Annotated in this window: 13 protein-coding genes; 11 read left to right on the forward strand and 2 right to left on the reverse strand. The window is 53.4% G+C overall.

All coding sequences use genetic code 11. From position 1 onward, the window contains the following. The first annotated feature begins 70 nt into the window (after nt 1-70). Nucleotides 71-676, forward strand: a complete 606-nt coding sequence (gene rpsI / locus HG66A1_RS32760) for a 30S ribosomal protein S9 (protein ID WP_350193566.1) — start codon at nt 71-73, stop codon at nt 674-676. A gap of 204 nt (nt 677-880) precedes the next feature. Then, nucleotides 881-2227, forward strand: coding sequence for a magnesium transporter (gene mgtE, locus HG66A1_RS04220; protein WP_145181000.1), 1347 nt, complete (start codon nt 881-883; stop codon nt 2225-2227). Nucleotides 2228-2252: 25 nt separating this feature from the next. On the opposite strand, the gene HG66A1_RS04225 is transcribed toward mgtE, so the two are convergent. Further along, nucleotides 2253-4091, reverse strand: a complete 1839-nt coding sequence (locus HG66A1_RS04225) for a MutS-related protein (protein ID WP_145181001.1) — start codon at nt 4089-4091, stop codon at nt 2253-2255. Between the two features lie 161 nt (nt 4092-4252). On the opposite strand from HG66A1_RS04225, the gene HG66A1_RS04230 reads away from it, so the two are divergent. Genes HG66A1_RS04230 through HG66A1_RS04240 form a run of 3 tightly spaced genes read left to right on the forward strand, consistent with a single transcriptional unit; the run spans nt 4253 to nt 7002 of the window. Then, nucleotides 4253-5122, forward strand: a complete 870-nt coding sequence (locus HG66A1_RS04230) for an amidohydrolase family protein (RefSeq protein WP_145181002.1) — start codon at nt 4253-4255, stop codon at nt 5120-5122. Nucleotides 5123-5174: 52 nt separating this feature from the next. After that, the gene (locus tag HG66A1_RS04235) at nt 5175-6077 is read left to right on the forward strand and encodes a hypothetical protein (protein ID WP_145181003.1); all 903 of its coding nucleotides are present in this window, start codon (nt 5175-5177) and stop codon (nt 6075-6077) included. A gap of 28 nt (nt 6078-6105) precedes the next feature. Beyond that, a complete protein-coding gene (locus tag HG66A1_RS04240) occupies nt 6106-7002 on the forward strand; it encodes a DUF2262 domain-containing protein (protein ID WP_145181004.1) in 897 nt (298 codons plus the stop codon). On the opposite strand, the gene der is transcribed toward HG66A1_RS04240, so the two are convergent. Then, a complete protein-coding gene (der, locus tag HG66A1_RS04245) occupies nt 6999-8399 on the reverse strand; it encodes a ribosome biogenesis GTPase Der (RefSeq protein ID WP_145036921.1) in 1401 nt (466 codons plus the stop codon). The genes HG66A1_RS04240 and der overlap by 4 nt on opposite strands. 314 nt (nt 8400-8713) lie before the next feature. Here der and hpnC point away from each other — a divergent pair, with 314 nt between their 5' ends. From hpnC to HG66A1_RS04275, 6 genes are all read left to right on the forward strand, one after another. Beyond that, nucleotides 8714-9682, forward strand: a complete 969-nt coding sequence (gene hpnC / locus HG66A1_RS04250; protein WP_145181005.1) for a squalene synthase HpnC — start codon at nt 8714-8716, stop codon at nt 9680-9682. 811 nt (nt 9683-10493) lie between these two features. Further along, nucleotides 10494-13346: a ribonucleoside-diphosphate reductase subunit alpha gene (locus tag HG66A1_RS04255; protein WP_145181006.1), complete on the forward strand. Its 2853-nt coding sequence runs from the start codon at nt 10494-10496 to the stop codon at nt 13344-13346. Nucleotides 13347-13421: 75 nt separating this feature from the next. Beyond that, on the forward strand, nt 13422-14501 hold the full coding sequence (locus HG66A1_RS04260) for a ribonucleotide-diphosphate reductase subunit beta (RefSeq protein ID WP_197994011.1): 1080 nt from the start codon (nt 13422-13424) through the stop codon (nt 14499-14501). 903 nt (nt 14502-15404) lie between these two features. Beyond that, nucleotides 15405-16391 carry a DUF1559 domain-containing protein gene (locus HG66A1_RS04265; RefSeq protein WP_145181007.1) on the forward strand — a complete coding sequence of 329 codons (987 nt, stop codon included), beginning with the start codon at nt 15405-15407 and terminating at the stop codon, nt 16389-16391. A gap of 110 nt (nt 16392-16501) precedes the next feature. Next, nucleotides 16502-17014 carry a carboxypeptidase-like regulatory domain-containing protein gene (locus HG66A1_RS04270; protein ID WP_145181008.1) on the forward strand — a complete coding sequence of 171 codons (513 nt, stop codon included), beginning with the start codon at nt 16502-16504 and terminating at the stop codon, nt 17012-17014. A gap of 270 nt (nt 17015-17284) precedes the next feature. After that, the gene (locus tag HG66A1_RS04275; protein WP_145181009.1) at nt 17285-18436 is read left to right on the forward strand and encodes a hypothetical protein; all 1152 of its coding nucleotides are present in this window, start codon (nt 17285-17287) and stop codon (nt 18434-18436) included. Nucleotides 18437-18757: the final 321 nt, after the last annotated feature.

The raw sequence follows: 18757 nt of genomic DNA on the forward strand, positions 1-18757 counted from the left end.
CACTGAGAGTAAAGACTCGATCTTCCCTTTATCCCTTTTCAGTAAAACAAGATAAGAGTAGTTGACCGTTATGGAAAATGAGACTCCAGAATCAGAAGTAACAGAAGAAACCACAGAACAGCAGACCCCGGTTGAAGCAGAAACAGCGACATCAGAGGATGCGACTGCCGAATCGATGACAGTCTCGTCTGGTGTTCCTGAGTTGACTCTGGGATCAGGTCTGGCCACTGAAACGGAAGAGGAAGATGTCGTCAAACCAGAGCCCGTCATCCGTGGCAAACTGGACAAACATGGCGTCGCCATGGGAACCGGCCGTCGTAAGACCGCTGTCGCCCGCGTCCGCATCAAAGCTGGTTCCGGTAACCTGACCATCAACGGCGTTGGTCTGAATGATCACCTCAAGGTCGAACGTGACCGCCAGATGGTGGAAGCCCCCCTCAAAGCGACCGACACCTACGGTAAGGTTGATGTCTGGGTTCGCGTCAGCGGTGGTGGAACAACTGGTCAGACCGGTGCGATCGTTCTGGGTATCGCCCGTGCTCTGGAAGCTTACAACAACCAGCTGCACGAAGCTCTGAGTGCAGGACGCTTCCTGACTCGTGACAGCCGTATGGTTGAACGTAAGAAATTCGGATTCAAGAAAGCCCGCAAAAGCTTCCAGTTCTCAAAACGCTAAGCGACCTGCGAGCAACCAGGCAACGTTCCACTTACTTGCCTGTTAGAAGTCATCAACACCCTGACTGGCGTTCTCCGGTTAGGGTGTTTTTTTACAGAAAATGGACCGGCCGGCAGACAGGCAGGCGCTCTCATCCTGTCGCGGATCATCTTCGTAACCGGTGCGGGCGTCTGATCAACATCACAATCAAAAGGAGCGTTCAGCATGTATGGGCGGTTATTGCTACCTGAGCTCCAGGTGATGCTGGATGAAAATGATAACGCAGGCATCAGGGAATTCTGTGAAGCCCTCTATCCGGCTGTGACTGCCGAAATTCTGGCCGAACTGGACAGCCGGGAAGTCTGGCGGGTCATCTCCTGTTGTGATTCTCAGAAGCAGGCTGAGATCTTTCAGTTCCTGTCTCTGCCTCAGCAGATTGAAATCGTGGCGGTCATTGATCGGGGACCGCTGTCCAAGTTGATTGAGGAGATGGCGCCCGACGACCGTGTCGACCTGCTCTCGAGGATGGACGAAGAACACGTCGAAGAGCTGCTGCCACTGATTGCCCAGGCCGAACGCAGCGATATTCGCAAGCTGCTTTCCTATCCGGAAGACAGTGCCGGCGCGATCATGACGACCGAGTATGCGTATTTGCCTGCGAATATCACTGTGGCACAGGCTCTGGAGAAACTGAGGCAGCAGGCACCGGACAGTGAAATCATCTCCTACATTTACGTGGTCGATGAAGGACGCAGACTGCAGGGGATTGTCTCGCTGCGGGAGCTGATCTTTGCCCGTCCAACCCGGCCCCTCTCGGAATTAATCAACCGGGATGTGATTTCGGTCCGCGTTGATGATGACCAGGAATTTGTCGCACAACAGATGGCGAAGTTCGACTTCGTGGCGATCCCCGTGGTCGATAACCAGAACCAACTGGTCGGGATCGTAACACACGACGACGCGATCGATATTATGCAGGAAGAGGCGACCGAGGATGCCTACCGTCTGGCTGCGGTCGAGCCACTCGAAGACAGTTACCTGTCAACGTCTCTGCTCACAGTGATTCGTAAGCGGATCGGCTGGCTGATCTTCCTGCTGGTCCCCTCGTTCCTGGCTGCCAAGGTACTGGAACATTACGAGGCGGTGTCCGACAAGTTCGAATGGCTGGTGTTGTTTATTCCCCTGATCCTGGCCAGTGGTGGAAATGCGGGATCGCAGTCTGCCACTCTGATCATCCGGGCGATGGCACTGGAAACGAATATCCAGCGCGAGGAGTTAAATGCGCTGTTAATGAAAGAGTTTAAGCTGGGCCTGCTACTGGGAAGCATGCTGTCGCTGATCAGCTTCGGTATCTCGTGGGCTTTTACTGGCGCGCTGATGCAGGCAACGGTCGTCGGCCTGGCGGTCTTCCTGGTGGTGCTGATGGGAATCTCAGCTGGGGGAATGCTGCCCATGGGCTTTCGCAAACTGGGTATGGATCCGGCGCTGATGTCGAATCCGTTTATTACCGCCCTGGTGGATATTCTGGGGCTGATTATCTATTTCCAGGTGGCGATGTACATCGTCAGTTGAGTGGCTGCGGTCTGCGGTTTGCAGCTCAGGATTCGGGGTCGATTTCGACTTCTTTCAGCTGAATGCCCATCATCTTCATCAATTCCAGGGCATTGCTGTGCTCGACGACACCGGGGCGCATGCGGTAGTCGAACGTCATTTTGCCGTCCACCAGCTGGTCCTCAAAGTGCACGTTGCGGGCCTTGTCACCGAACAGGTCCGTGATTTCGGTTAAGGCCAGGTCGTGAGTTGTTACGATTCCGATTCCGCCCCGTTCGATGAGCGTTTCAATCACGCTCTGGGCGCCGATCCGGCGGTCATGGGAGTTGGTTCCCTGCAGGATTTCGTCGAGCAGAAACAGCACGGGTTCGGGAGCGTCCGCCAGGTGCACCACGGCTGACAGACGGGCGACCGACTGGTAAAACAGCGAGGCTCCCTGCTGCAGTGAGTCCTGTACCCGCATCGCGGTTCCCGCCTGCATGGGTGAGACGCGAAGTGAGACGGCCCGCACCGGCGCTCCCGCCAGGGCGAGCACGAAGTTCGTGCCCACGGTTCGCATCAGTGTGCTTTTGCCGGACATGTTCGAACCGCTGATCATCAGCAGGCGGTCCTGTGAATTCAGTGTGACATCGTTGCGAACGACCTGATGTTCGGGAATCAGGGGGTGCCCCAGGCTGGTGCCTTCGAAACAGGGGCCAGTTGTCGGTTCCACGATTTCGGGGAAGGGATCTGTAGGGTGTTCATAGGCGTGGCCGGCCAGGGAGCAGAGGGCCTCAAATTCGCCGACCGCTGCCAGCCATTCGGGGCAGTGTGGTCCCACACGTTTGAGCCAGCGTTCGATGGCGCTCAGGTAGTGAAACGGGATTCCCAGCAGAATCGTCAATGGGGCAGAAAACTGATTGCGGAAGCAGTTGTTCAAGCCCTGAATGTATCGTCTGAGCTGGGCGATGCTCTTTGAAGGAGGGACGCCGTCAGTCTGCAGGGCCGCGATAATTGCCTGGAGGTGCGGCGAGTTAAATTCGCGCTGTTCAATCAAAGACAGAACATCGGAGAGCACCGGCAGTCCGTCGCGGACTTCATCGGTCTGGCTCAGCAGTTCGCGGATCTGCGGACCCACAAAGAAGAGCAGGCAGACCTGAATGATGATGGCGACCACGATCGGGGCGATTCCGGTCCAGGAGAACAGCCAGCTGATGACTGACAGGGCGGCGAAGATCCCCGTGATCATCGAGGCCCACTGCAGGGGAGCGGGAATGGAGATCAGGGGTTGCCCGACCCAGTCGGCCAGGTGAGTCTGTTCGATTTCACTATGGGTTTCCGCTTCGAGCAGTTCTAACGTCTCGCGAAAATCGAGTTCGTTGCGGAGCTCTTCGACGGATTGCTGACGCGCGCGGATGACACTGGTCTCAGCCGGGCCAAGCAGCCAGCGGGCCAGCGTCTCTTCTCCCAGCTTCGTACGGGCGGCACAGATCAGCTGGAACAGAGAGCCTCTCCCTAACAGGTCCAGGTCGCCGGCGTACATGTGTTGCGGGTCGTAATATTCTTCACCGGTGGGCCGGACGTCAATCCACTTGTCGTCCAGGCGATCCAGGGCGGTTCGATAGTAGGCTTCCGCGAGCCGGGCCCGTTTAAGGCGGCGGATACAGCGGGCGTGCAGAATCACCAGTACAATGAAGGCGATCGCAGGCACAAAGAGCCACTGGGCGCTCAGGATTTCGGCCAGCGTGGAGGCCAGCAGGATTCCGACTGCTGCCAGAAAGACAAAGCCCCGCCATGTCGAAAAGCGGTCGCTTTCCTTCACAAATGCCTGTACGTCCGACGCACGACTGGCGAGCCGCTGTTCGTATTCGGTCCGGGGGTTCTGCTGATTCTGGGGGGCTTGCATCGAGTTCGTAATCTTCTGAGAACGCTCTTCTGGTAAAGCTCACTTCTAACGGATTGACGGGTTCATTGCCAGCGTAAACAACGGTGAATTCTGATTTGCAATGAGTCTTCGTACAGGGTAAAACAACCATGCATCTCAGTTATTTTCAGGAGAAACCGGGCATGGATCAAGTACCTGTTATCGACACGCATCAGCACCTCTGGGACCTGGATCTATTCGAGTTGCCCTGGCTGCAACTGCCTGGAATGGATGTCCTGCGCCGCAGCTTTAGGATGTCCGACTACCTGGAGGCGACACGAAATTGCCCGGTCGCCAAAACGGTTTACATGGAAGTAAATGTTCACCCGGATCTGCATGCGAAAGAAGCCCGCTACGTACTTGAGTTGTGCGCTCAGTCTGATAATCCAATGTCAGGAGCCGTCATTGGAGGGCAGCCGGGCGAAGCCGGTTTTGAATCGTACCTGGCAGAGTTCCTTGGGAATCCGTTCCTGAAGGGCGTGCGGAGTATTTTGCACGATCCGGATCGGCCTCGGGGCATGTGCCTGACGCCTCAATTCAAACAGAATATCCAGCTGCTCGGTCAGCATGATCTGAGTTTCGATTTGTGCATGCGACCGGTGGAGTATCTGGATGCGGTGGAGCTGGTTGATGCCTGTCCGGAGACGCGGTTCATTGTTGATCATTGCGGCAATATGAGTGTGCAGCCCGATCAGCAGGAGGCCCGTGCGGAATGGGAATCGGGTCTGCGACAACTGGCTGAGCGGGAGCAGGTGATGTGTAAGATTTCGGGAATCGTGGCGACTGCGACTCCCGCAACATGGAAACCGGCAGACCTCAAACAGAACATCGACTTCTGCCTGGACACGTTTGGCGAGGACCGCGTCTTCTTCGGAGGGGACTGGCCCGTCTGTACGCTGACGGCGACGTTTGAAACATGGTACGAGGCACTGCAGTGGATTGTGCAGGATCGCTCCGAGGCTTTTCAGCGAAAGCTGTTCCACGACAATGCGGAAGCGTTCTATCGACTTTAAGCTTGAAGTCGTTTTAATCTAACAGCTGATTCTCAAACAGGGAGGCAGGAATATGAGGCACCTGGTTTTTACGGTTCTGATCTTGATGGTGCTGCCGCAGGTGGCTTACTCGGAAGGACCGGATGCCGCTGCAGGAGACGCACTGCTGAAGCTGAATGGGGACTTCATCGAAGCGCATGCGGCTGCGAGAAAACTGGACCTCGCCTCTGGCGGACCGATCATTCTGCTGAAAGATGGTCAGCTCGTATTGATCCGTGGCGGGAAGGAAACGACTTCGGAAATTCTGTTTCCCCGGTACGACACGGTGAAAGTCTTTGCCCACATGCCGGTCGCGATCTACCTCATGCTGGGGCCAGCTGGTGCAGGAGAACTGGATACGGAACGCCTGCAGCAACTGGCCGAGTATCATGGTCAGATTGACCGGGTCGAGAAGCAACTGGATCACATTGGCCTGGAGGGAGAACAGTTGAAGCGGCAGAAACAGTTACTGGCCGGTTCGAAACAGTTCCTGGAACACGTGATTCAACAGCAACGCTTTAGTACTGAAGAGCTTTATACGTTCACGCGCAGTATGCTGCCGATGATTCAGGCGAATATTGCGGAGGCGGCTGCCAGTCAGCTGGATGCCATGCATCAGCAGGTCATGGCGTGGAAAAAAGAGATGACGCCTGAAGAATGGCAGAAACTCCGGGTGTCGGTGAAGGGGGCTGTACTGGCCCGCGAGGGGAATCTGGCGATGCAGTATTTTGAGCGCCTGCTGAATCTTGAGGGGCCCGGCATGCGGCTGATTTACATGGAACGCTATGTGCCACCCACGCCGATGCAGACCCTGCTGGCGACCCGTTCCGTGGATCGCGGAATCAGCATCGCCTTTTTCGACAATCCGGACCGCATGTTCCGCGACGTCCTGGCAGACGCGGCGGCGGCACACATTAAGCAGATGAACTTTGACTAGAGTGTCGAGGGTGAATCAGTGTCTGCAGGTGAATCAGGTAAAAATACAACATGAAATCACAGTTTCAGGAAATAAAAACATGAATGATCAGGCCCCCGACGCTCCCAATACTGATGATCCTTTTGCTGAGAGAAGGCGTATACGAGAGGAGATGTACGCTGCTGCTCCAGTTGTCGATGTCTTGGGGGTATATGTCAGCGGTAAAGGGGGATGGAACGAGAGTGATGGGCAGGCAACACTCTCTTTTGAATTTCCTGTTTGGAAAGCTGCATCCAACAGCCCAGTTCATGAAGAATTGTCAGTGTTTTATACTACGACTCGAGAGGAGTACGAATCACTTATATCATTATTAATCCCTTATCAAGTTTATCAGATTCGTGCACGAGTTCTGTTGCCCACTGATGAATTTGATTTGAGTGAAGCCCGACTTGTTGAATTTATCGGTGCAGATACTTCCGATGCGGAATTAAACGAGTATCTGAGTGAATTACAGAAACCGGTTACTTATCAGGATCGTGAGTTAGGGGTATTTACACTCAATCGCGATTATGAGCTGTTCCAGTCGAAGACGCAGTGGAACGGACGGGAGATAGAATTAACGCTGAATGTGAAAGAGCTGGATGAAAACAATGCTGCTTTGAAAACGGCACATCAACTCTGGGACCAGCAAGCCGAATGGGACCAGCGTGTTCGTCAATATCTGGAGCAGGAAATGTTGCCCGTCAAAAATGACAGCTGGCGGGATGATGGCGAAGCAGAGGTGGGCGCAGCGGAATTCCGCGCGAAAACCGAGCTGGAATCGATCCTGGTCAACGATGATGATTCGTTCGAGTTCTGGTTCGATGACGGCGAAATGTTTGGTTATCACATGCTGTACTGCAGGGGCGAGCTGACCACAGGCTTTTTCCAGGCGAGCCTGGGTTAATCCTGCTCGAATTCTTCTTCGAGTTCGTCGCGCATATCCAGGCTGGGGCCGATGTCTTCCTTGAGGTCCTTGGAGCGGTAGTAGATCTTGATGGGGATCTCGTTGAAGGGAAGTTCTTCCCGCAGCACGCCGCTGAGGTAACGTTTCCAGGACTCGCTGAACAGTTTCGAATCGTTGCACTTCAGAACGATGGTCGGCGGTTCGGTGGCGACCTGGGTGGCGTAGAAGATTTTCGGACGCCGGTTCTTGGAGTAGGGGGGCTGATTATTTTGAATCGCCGCCCGCACGACCTTGTTGAGCCGTCCGGTGGAAACCCGCTTGCGGGACTGCTTGTAGATTGTCTGTGCCAGGTTGACGACCTGCTTGATGTTCTTCGAATCGCGGGCGGTCACCAGGGCGACCGGGGCGTGCCGCATGGTGCGGAACTGGCTGGTCAGGTATTCGTCCCACTTCTCCGATGTCATTTTGCTTTCGCGGGCCAGGTCCCATTTATTCACGACGAAAATACAGGGCTTGTGGTTCTCTTCAATTTCCGCGACCAGCTGTTTGTCGACCTTGGAGATGGTCTGCTGGGAATCGAAGAACATCAGTACCACATTGGCGCGGCGGATACTGCGTTTCGCACGGGTCAGGCCGTAGAATTCGATGTCATTCGCCAGACTCTTGCGTTTCCGCACCCCCGGTGTGTCGATGGCCAGGAATGATTTGTCGTCGAATTCAAACCGGATGTCGACGCTGTCCCGCGTGGTGCCGGCGACTTCGCTGACGATCATGCGTTCTGACTCGGCCAGGGCGTTGATGAAGGTACTTTTCCCCACGTTCCGCCGACCGACGATGGCGATTTTGAGTTCGGGTGGATTGGAGAGATGTTCGCCTTCCGATTCTTCAAACTCTTCAGCCGGGGGGAGGTTATCCAGAATTGTGTTGATCAGTTCATTCCGGTTGCGGTTCCCTTTGACACTGGTGAGCACGACGGGGGCTTTGGTCAGACCAAAAAACTGGGCTGCTTCGTCATCGGTGCGGGTGGAATCGCATTTGTTGACGCAGAGGATCTTGGGCTTTTCGATGGAACGGAGCCGCTGGGCGACTTCTTCGTCCAGGTGGGCCAGGCCCATGGAACCATCTACCACAAACAGGATCAGGTCTGCTTCGTCGATGCCGACCTGGATCTGGCGTTCAATGTCTTCCGACAGATCGTCGCTGTCGGTAATGCCGATGCCCCCCGTATCGACGAGTTCGAAGTAGCGTTCTTTTTCATGTACGAGATACGTGACGCGATCGCGGGTCACGCCGGCGGTCGGATCGACAATCGCGATCCGGTGTCCGGCGATCCAGTTAAAGATCGAACTTTTGCCTACATTCGGGCGGCCGACGATGGCAATTTTGGGTATGGCCATGATGAATCTATATTATCCAAAGGAATCGTTTTCAGTTTGAATTCGACGGGAGCCGGTTCACTCGCTTGATTTCCCGCTGTCGGGGCTGTATCCCTGAAAGCTGGCAGGGGGAAACGGTGAAGCGCCTGTCAAATCGGAGCTGATTGCTGCTGACATTCAAGCCGGTGAGGGGACCGGGCGGTCACAAACAGTGCTCGGCGAACCACAGCCTGCGGTTCGCATATTATAGCGGCTGAGTCATATTTCTACAGGTTATCCAGTTGACCGGCGATTGTTAATCAACTGGAGCCCTGCGTTTGGGAACTTCCGGCTAAATGACGGTATTTGAGCACGAATTAGCAGCCTGGGGACCGGATTCGGCCTATTTCGAGGGGACGGATGCTCCTGTTTCCCTGTCGGAGGCACAGGCCTACTGTCGGCGGGTCGCGCTGGGGCATTACGAGAATTTCCCCGTCGTCTCCTGGGTGCTGCCGCGTGAGTTACGCACGCACTTCTTCAACGTGTATGCCTTCTGCCGCTGGGCCGATGACCTGGGGGATGAAATCGAAGGTGCAGAGCAATCGCTGGCGCTGCTCAGCTGGTGGCGGTCGCAGCTTGAAGCCTGTTACGCCGGACTGCCTCAGGCAGGACAACAGCATGGCTCAGAGACGGTCAAACTGCACCCGGTCTTCATTGCGTTGACGCCGACGATTGTTGAGTTCGGTCTGCCGCAGCAGGCCTTTGATGATCTGATTCAGGCGTTCGAACAGGATCAGCGGGTACAGGAATACGAGACCTTCGCACAACTGCTGGAGTACTGCCAGCGAAGTGCCAATCCGGTGGGACGACTGGTCCTGCATCTGTGCCGATCGGTGACCGAGGAGAACCTGGCGTGGTCCGATTCGATCTGCACTGGCCTGCAACTCGCAAATTTCTGGCAGGATGTGGCCCGGGATTATGAGATCGGCCGCATCTATCTGCCCGCGGAGGATCGACGTCAGTTCGGTTATAGCCAGGAGCAGTTAGAGAACCGTGAATTTAACCCAGCATTTCAGTGTCTGCTGGCGTTTGAGGTCGAACGGGCGCGTAAATATCTGCGGGATGGATTACCTTTGGTGCCCCGCCTGCCGGGCCGTCTGCAGGTGGATATCGATCTGTTTGCGCGGGGAGGCTTGAGGATCCTGGATCATGTGGAAGGCGTGCAGTTCAACGTCTGGAAAACGCGGCCGGTGGTCTCCAAGGGAGAGTTCTTTGGCCTGTTGATGCAGAGTCTCGCCCGGCGGTGGGGGCTGTTGGGACGTTAGGTCCCTGATTCGGCCGTCCCGTTCCTGCAAATTCAGTGGGGATTAATTTCTGATGAAGAATGGTGAGTTCGCCCCGTTTGCCCTCTTTTAAGCTGGTCTCATTTTGCAAGATGCAAGGGGATCGGTGAGTTTGACGATGGGCTGATTCGGAAAAGATTCTTTTGATTTTTTTCGTGTGTTCGGGGTTGGATTTGAATGAAATTTGTGTGTAATTTCTACAAATACAGGCTTTTGATGAGTCTGGTTAATGATTCTTGACATCTTTGGACGATGTCCAACATTTAGTATTGACTACTGAAATATACACACTATATTGGGTGTTATGAGTGAGTGACACAGACGAAACAGTACACGGCTGTTCCGTTCTGGGTCAAAAAGAAGTTGGTTTTCACAAGCCTTGGGATGGTAAATCTCCGGATCGTTGCGGGCCGCGTTTTTGTCGCTTTTCAGAGTGCTCAACGTGTCTGCTGATGACTCGAAAAACCTGTCTGACAGAGACTTGCTGGAGCCTCGACTCTCACATGCGGTTATTGTTCAGAAATTGAATTTCAGATCAGTGAGGGTTCTGTAAGAGCAAACGGAGTTGCCAGTTCATGCAATGCGTAAATGCTGCCTGCCTGCTCCATTCTCTTTACGTTTCCTGTCTTGTCTGTTGTGCCTTTTCTGGCATTCGGAAGCGAGAGCACTTCATGTAGTGTCACTGGGGGTGTCACTACAGATCATCTCACCACACATCTTTTGGATACACCTAAGCTGCTGTCGGCATGGACACAGCCGGATTTTTAGCATTCCATTTTAAGGAGGCAATCGAATGATTCGAGCGCAAACAGAATGGATCGTCAGGAAGCGCGGGGGGCGCAAAGCTCCGTTTGATGCTTCGTTGATCGGTCGAGCAATCTCCAACGCTTTTCGTGCAGAACTGAATCTCGCGGAAAATCAGCCACTCGATGATGAAATCCGGATGGAAATTCCGGAGATGGTCGAGACAGTGGCCAACGAAATTTCTTCAGCAGCCAGCAGTGATGAAGGCATTGAAGTCGAAAAGATTCAGGACGTCGTCGAGATGATGCTGATGCGTCGCGGGCACTACCGGATCGCCCGTCGCTACATCGTCTATCGTGCTGAACGCGCCAAACTGCGGGCCCTGCGTGGTTCCTCAGAGCTGCAAGACGATGCAGATACCGTCAAGTCTTCCGCCCCTCGTTTCCACGTGGTCCTCAAAGACGGCACGAAAGTTCCCTTTGACGAATCACGAATTCTGGCCCGCCTGTCGGAAGCCTGTCGCGGCCTGGAAGGGGACTGCTCAGCAGAAGACCTGCTGGAAGAAGTCATGCGTTCCATCTTCGATGGTATCTCCGTAGAAGAACTGTATCGCGCCATGATTCTGGCAGCCCGGACCCGTATCGAACGGGATCCCGCTTACGATACCGTTGCTTCACGCCTGATGCTGAAGATCATCTACAACGACGCTCTGGGTAATGCTCCCGCAGACGTAAATGAGCTGAATCAGCTGTACGTCGATCGGTTCCAGCAGTTCCTGAATGATGGTATCGAAGCCAAACGTCTGAGCCCCGATCTGCTCAGCTTTGACCTGAATCGTATCGCTCTGGCCCTCGAACCCAAGCGGGATCACCTGTTCCAGTACCTGGGTCTGCAGGCGATCTTCGACCGTTATCTGCTGCACATTGGCGGCCGTCGTATTGAAACACCTCAGTATTTCTGGATGCGTGTTTCCATGGGGCTGGCAATCCAGGAGCAGGACGATCCGACCGGACGGGCGATTGAGTTCTACAATATTCTTTCCACCTTCCGCTTCACCTCTGCGACGCCGACCCTGTTCAACTCAGCCACACTGCATCCGCAGTTGAGCTCCTGTTACCTGTCGACCGTCGATGACGACCTGGATCATATCTTCAAGTGTGTTTCCGACAACGCCAAGCTCTCCAAGTGGGCCGGCGGACTGGGGAACGACTGGACTCAGATCCGGGCGACCAACTCGCACATCAGTGGTACCAATGGCCAGAGCCAGGGCGTCATTCCGTTCCTGAAAGTGGTCAACGATACGGCTGTGGCTGTAAACCAGGGTGGCAAGCGGAAAGGGGCTGTCTGCTCCTACCTCGAAACCTGGCACCTGGATGTCGAAGAGTTCCTTGATCTGCGGAAGAACACCGGCGATGATCGTCGTCGTACTCACGACATGCACACCGCCAACTGGATTCCCGACCTGTTTATGCGTCGCGTTCGCGAAGACGCCGAATGGACCCTGTTCAGCCCGGACAGTGTACCCGATCTGCATGACCTCTACGGTCACGATTTCGAAAAGCGGTACGTCGAATACGAACAGATGACCGAAACCGGCGAGATCAAACTGTTCCGGAAGGTTTCTGCCGTCGAACTGTGGCGGAAGATGCTGACCCGTCTGTTCGAAACCGGTCACCCCTGGATTACCTGGAAAGATCCGTCCAACATCCGTTCTCCGCAGGATCATACCGGCGTGGTTCACAGCAGTAACCTCTGTACCGAGATTCTGCTCAACACCTCCCGTGATGAGACCGCGGTCTGCAACCTGGGTTCCGTCAACCTCAAGCTGCACATCGTCGATGGTCAGCTCGACCTGGGCATGCTGGAAGAAACGGTTCGCACTGCGATGCGGATGCTCGACAACGTGATCGACATCAACTACTACCCGACTGCCGAAGCACGCAACTCCAACACCCGTCATCGTCCCGTCGGTCTGGGCGTGATGGGCTTCCAGGACGCATTGCTTGCCCAGGGAATCAGCTATGCCAGCATGCAGGCGGTTGAATTCGCCGATGCCAGCATGGAAGCCATTTCCTACTTCGCGATTCTGGCTTCGTCCGAACTCGCCGGAGAACGGGGTCGCTACGGTTCCTATCACGGTTCCAAGTGGGAACGGGGACTGTTGCCGATCGATACCCTCGACCTCTATGAGAAAGAGCGGGGCGTGCCGATTGACGTGGATCGTCAGACCCGTCTGGACTGGCAGCGTGTTCGCGATTCGATCGCGGCGAACGGCATGCGTAACAGTAACGTGATGGCAATCGCACCTACGGCAACCATCTCCACAATTATCGGTGTGTCTCAGTCAATTGAGCCTTCCTACAAGCACCTGTATGTGAAGAGCAACCTGTCGGGTGAGTTCACCCAGGTCAACCGTCAGCTGGTGGACGACCTGAAAGCCCTCGACCTGTGGGATGCGGACATGCTGGAAGCTCTCAAGTACTACGATGGTTCGGTCGTCGAAATTGAGCGGATTCCCGATGATGTGAAGGCCCGTTATCTGACGTCATTCGAAGTGGAACCCAAGTGGATTATCGAATGTGCGGCCCATCGCCAGAAATGGATCGACATGGGGCAGTCACTGAACCTGTACCTCTCAGAACCGTCCGGGAAGAAGCTGCATGAAATGTACATGCTGGCCTGGGAACGCGGTCTGAAAACAACGTACTACCTGCGAACCCTGGCAGCCACCCAGGTTGAGAAATCAACCGTGGACGTCAACAAGTTCGGCATTCAGCCTCGCTGGATGAAGAACGCCAGTGCTTCTGGCGACATCCAGGTGGAACGGTCGGTTCAGCCCGCTACCGTGGTGGCTCCCGGTCAATCCTGTAATCTGGATGGTGATTGCGAAGCCTGCCAGTAATCTGGCGGGCTGCGTCCCACGATCCGTATTTGTGCTTACGTTACTTTTCCAAATGGATTTTAATGAGGTGTTATGATGACAATTCTCAATTCCAATACATCCGGTTCTCCTTCACTGACTCCCGTAGGAGATACCCCCACGGGCCGCTTCAAGGCGGATAAAAAACGACTGATTAACTGCTCGCAGGTTGATGTCAACCAGTTGATGCCGCTGAAGTATCACTGGGCCTGGGAACATTATCTGAATGGCTGTGCGAACCACTGGATGCCCACCGAAGTCGGAATGACCAAGGACATCGAAATGTGGCGTTCCAGCAAGCTCAGCGAAGGCGAGCGGTTTGTGATCATGCGGAACCTGGGTTTCTTTGCGACTGCAGAGAGCCTGGTGGCCAACAACATCGTGCTGGCGATCTTCAAGCATGTGACCAACGCCGAGTGCCGTCAGTACCTGCTGCGTCAGGCGTTTGAAGAAGCCGTCCATTCCCATACCTTCCTGTACATCGTGGAAAGCCTGGGACTCAATGAGTCTGAGGTCTTCAACATGTACCACGAAGTGCCTGCGATCGCCAAAAAAGATCAGCTGGAGATGGAACTGACTTCCGAAATTCTGGATCCTGATTTCTCCACCGATTCCTTCGAAGGAACTCAGGCATTTCTGAAGAACCTGATCGGCTACTACCTGATCATGGAAGGCCTGTTCTTCTACACCGGTTTCGTGATGGTGCTCTCGTTCCATCGCCGCAACATGATGACCGGAATCGGGGAACAGTTCCAGTACATCCTGCGGGACGAAACCATTCACCTGAACTTCGGGATCGACCTGATCAACGGCATCAAGCAGGAAAACCCCGAAGTCTGGACTTCCGAGTTCCAGCAGACCATCATCGATCGCGTCAAGTACGCAGCTGAACTCGAAATCGAGTACGCTAAAGACTGTCTGCCCACCGGGATTCTGGGACTGAACGGCGATCTGTTCCGCGAATACGTGCAGCACATTGCTGACCGTCGTCTGGAACGTATCGGTCTGCCCGCCCAGTACGGTTCTTCGAATCCGTTCCCCTGGATGAGCGAAACCATGGACCTTTCGAAGGAAAAGAACTTCTTCGAAACCCGCGTGACCGAATACCAGAGCTCAGGTTCACTGAGCTGGGACTGATTCGTCCGCGACAAAATGGAATGCACCCTCGAAGGGACCACCAGCCGGTGGTCCCTTTTTTGATGCGCGTGCAGTGTTGGGGGAAACGGAAGGCGGGGCTTTCAACTAAGCGTTTTATCTGTGGCTGTTGGAAAGAGATAAACCAACGCAGCTGGCGATAAGGGCCTGTATTAGAGAGTTCAACGTCCTATGATTCTGTTGATCTCTGGTGCGAAATTAATTGGCAATCATCAAAAAGTTATGGCACTCACGAAGTTCTCCTCCGATGTCTCCATGTCTGCCCATTCTGAGGCGACGAAATACAAGTTCCCCTAAGTAAAGCATGGATAACAGTTTGTGACTCGATGTCTGGTGTCCGGTAATCTGAGGATTTTAACTGCCCCTTTTGATACCCGCGACGGCACATGCTTTGCATTACTGTGTGCTGGAACACGGTGCTCTGTCCCTCCTGCTGAAGACCTCTCTTCGAGCCTCACGTTGAATGTCCTCTTGCTATATCTCATCCACTACAACATCAGGACACGAACAAGAGTTACTTATTGGAAAACAATTCCTTGTGCCATTCTACAAATCCCCTTTTCATTCCTGGAAACGGTGATTCAGAAGGCGGGGCAGGACTCAGCAGAGTTTTGTTGGCGACTCCCTTTTAATTCGGGGAACTTATGTTCATTTTAGGATTTAGTATTGAATCAATGGCTTAACCATAGTTTAATAAATAATTAAAATAAACGATCTGTTTTCCCTCCAATAAGTGACCCTCCAATACGCTATAGACCTCCGTTTGTGAGAATCCTTCTCATTATCATCATCACTAAACTAATCCAGCACACATATTAAGCTTCTGTACTTTCTAATCCTGTGGATTTATTTCTAAACCTATGAATTTTAAGAGGGAGTTATTTGATGTTGAGGACCATACACAACAAGAAGGGTTTTACTCTGATTGAACTGCTGGTGGTAATTGCAATTATCGCTATTTTGATTGCATTGCTGCTTCCTGCCGTACAGCAGGCGCGCGAAGCCGCCCGCCGTTCCACCTGCAAGAACAATATGAAGCAGCTTGGACTGGCGTTGCACAACTATCACGATGCTCACAGCAAGTTTCCCTACTCAAGTGCCAACAATGCCATGGTCTGGACGCAGGCCGGAGATGCGATCCTGAATCAAACAGGCTGGACGCTGCTGCTACCCTACATCGAACAGACTGCACTCTATAATCAGTTCAACTTCAGTGCCGCTCAGCGCAACAGTACGTTTAGCGGGTGGTCTTCAAATAGTGCGGGAACCGTGATGGGCGCGTCTGCAGACATCACCGCGAATATGGAGCTGACGAAAAAGGTCATCGCTGTTTTCAATTGTCCGAGTGATGACAACAACCAGACCTACAATGCCGTGTCTCCCAACTACGGCTGTGGTGTCTCGGGAAGTGCCATGACCAACTACGGGTTCAGTGTCACCTCCGGTACGGGGCCCTGGGCGTTGTGGCGAAATGAAGGAGCTACCACAAGAGCTCTCTTCGGGGAGAATTCCGATTCTGATATCTCGAAGATCAAAGATGGTACCAGTAATACCGTCATGGTCTGCGAAACGACTCGTCAGGTGCGGGATGGAACCGGCAACTACTGGGGCTGTAGCGTCTATGCAGGAAATGGCGTCAACCTGGGTCACAGCCGCGGAATCAACTACTGGCTCTGTTGCTCCTGGACTCCTCCGATGACGGAACGGCCCGGCGTACTGGGATCTTACAGTATGCCCGGAAGCGCCCATGTCGGCGGTTGCATGATTCTGCTTGCCGATGGTGCAGTGCGTTTTCTCAGCGAGAACGTCGATGCCTCTATCCGCACGAATCTCTCCAGAATCAAAGACGGCCAGGTGCTTGGTGAATTCTGATCAGGGAATTTACTTTCCGATATGTCTGATGCTTACGAATGAGGAAATCCGTGAGCGTCGGACTCTTTTCTCTTAATCAATCCTGCTTCTTCTTACTCTGGTGGAACAACATGAGCGCGTGCTTAGATACGATGCGTCAATTGACTCGAGGAACCGCGATCCTTTTCGCGGTAATGTTTACTACTCTTTCCGGTTGCGGCGGTTCGGCTTCCGGTCCCGACATTGATATGATTCCTGTTACGGGATCCGTGACGATGGATGGAGAACCGCTTGTCGGTGCGATGGTTGAATTTCATCCCACGGGCGGAACCAAAGGGAATGGCGCTTTTGGCCTGACCGATGAGGCGGGCAAGTTTACTTTGACGGACTACCATTCGAATCCGGGATGCCCTCCCGGGGAGTACGGGGTGACCTTCTCGAAGATCACACTCCCGGACGGATCTCCGATTCCTCCTGATTCTCAACAAGGTGGAGTCGGGATGAAAGAACAGATTCCCCCGGGCTATAACCTGTTCAAGCCACATGCGATTATCCAGGCAGCCTCAGTCAAAGCGCCGGAATCGACATTCGAATTTCAACTCGACTCAAAATTCAAACCCCCGCAGTCGTTTTATCATGAATAGTCAGCGGGTCTCAAGTGTGACCCGGGACTGATTCGTCTGCAACAAAATGGAATTTACCCTCAAAGGGGCCACCAGCCGGTGGTCCCTTTTTTTGATGCGCGACAGGGTTTAAGAAAATAACGGACTTGAGTTAATTGTTGCTGCGGTTGTTGAGGATGGGTGGTATACTAATGGGCGGTTGTTTTGGGAAGTAGTGTTGGCAGGTGAGGTGAGAGAGTGAATTGAATTACGCGCCACCTCGCTCAATTGAAAAAAGGTTGCTCAATCACCATGCGATATCTTCTGCTTAACCTGCTGCTGATCATCTTTATTACTAACGTGCAAACTTCGTTCGCACAGAATGTTTTGCCTGAACAGGATGATGATGCAGCAGAGATTGAATTTTGTTTGAGTGGAATTCGAGAGCATTGTCAAAGTCTGAAATCAGGACTGGCGACTTATCAGGGTTCTCTCAACATGGAGGTCAGGGGGGAGCCTGAAAATAATCTGTCCGGAGCGGTCTCTGGGACACTCGCCTTCGATGGCACTAGAGTGCGATTTGATGTGACTCGTCCCGGGTGGACTGTGAACTCGAAAACGATCGAGCATCCCACGGACGATCATACGGTGGGGAACGCGACCGCAAAGATGAAACAGGGAACGCTGACCAAGATGTTCAGTGACAATGGTTCAAAAATCGCCATTTGGCAGTCCTTCCAACCGTTGATCGTAATTGGTAAAGCCAGCAGCTTTCCGGACCGCCGCGTAACTGAGTATATCGACTACAGATGTCCCACGCTGATTGATATCTATTCGGTGAATATGGGCTACTCACTGGACCAGATACTGGATAAGCTTGACCCCGATCATGCACTGTCAGTCGTTTCTGTGGAGAAAAAATCAGAGTCGATCTGGGATCTGATCTGGACCTACACGGACACAGAACACGACGAAGTCACGCGATGGATTCTAACGGTTGATGTTCAAAAAGATTTCAGTCCCACGAAATTTCTTTGCGAATCAACCAGGCTGAAGAATGTGAAAGATGATTCCAGTTGGATTCCAGAGTGGGAAAATACCACAACCTGGAAAAAAGAGTCGGAGGTGTGGGTTCCCGTCCATGTGGAGCGGAAACTTTTCATGGGACCCTATTCAGGTACGAACGAAGTCTTCACTGTTGATCTGGAATGGCAGTCCGTCAACGAGCCCCTTTCCGATGACGTGTTTACCTACGCAGACTTCGATGTCCCTGACAACATCGCCATCCAGGACACTTCATCAGGAGAGGCTGTCTGGATCAAGCCCCTTCCTGCAAATCTACCGCAGCCTGAGCGTGGACTCAGCAGTAACTCAACAACAATGGCAATTCTGATTGGATTGAATCTATTGGTCTTACTGCTGATTGGGATATGGTATCTTCGTAAAAGAATGTTGCACGCTTGATTTTTGGGGTTGGGATAAAAGCGGAACCGCCTTATATGTCTGCAGGGTGACCCCGAATGTAATTCGGAGTTGCCGGAGATAACGGGAAACTGTCAGTACACTCTGAAAAATGGGAAAGCAGAAACCGATTCGACTTTGGTCCGCAGAGGAATTGTGCTCTGAAAACGTGAGTCCTCACTGTCGGTTTCCTGCTCGCTGTGCTCGGCCCGAATTATATTCGGACCTACCCCCTCTTCGGTGTTGAAATCAAATCGGTTTGCTAGTAAAGAGGGCGAGACTCTTAAAATATAAGACCTGACACCTCCAGGGCCTATTAATCAC

Source organism: Gimesia chilikensis (assembly GCF_007744075.1).
Classification (GTDB): Bacteria; Planctomycetota; Planctomycetia; order Planctomycetales; family Planctomycetaceae; genus Gimesia; species Gimesia chilikensis_A.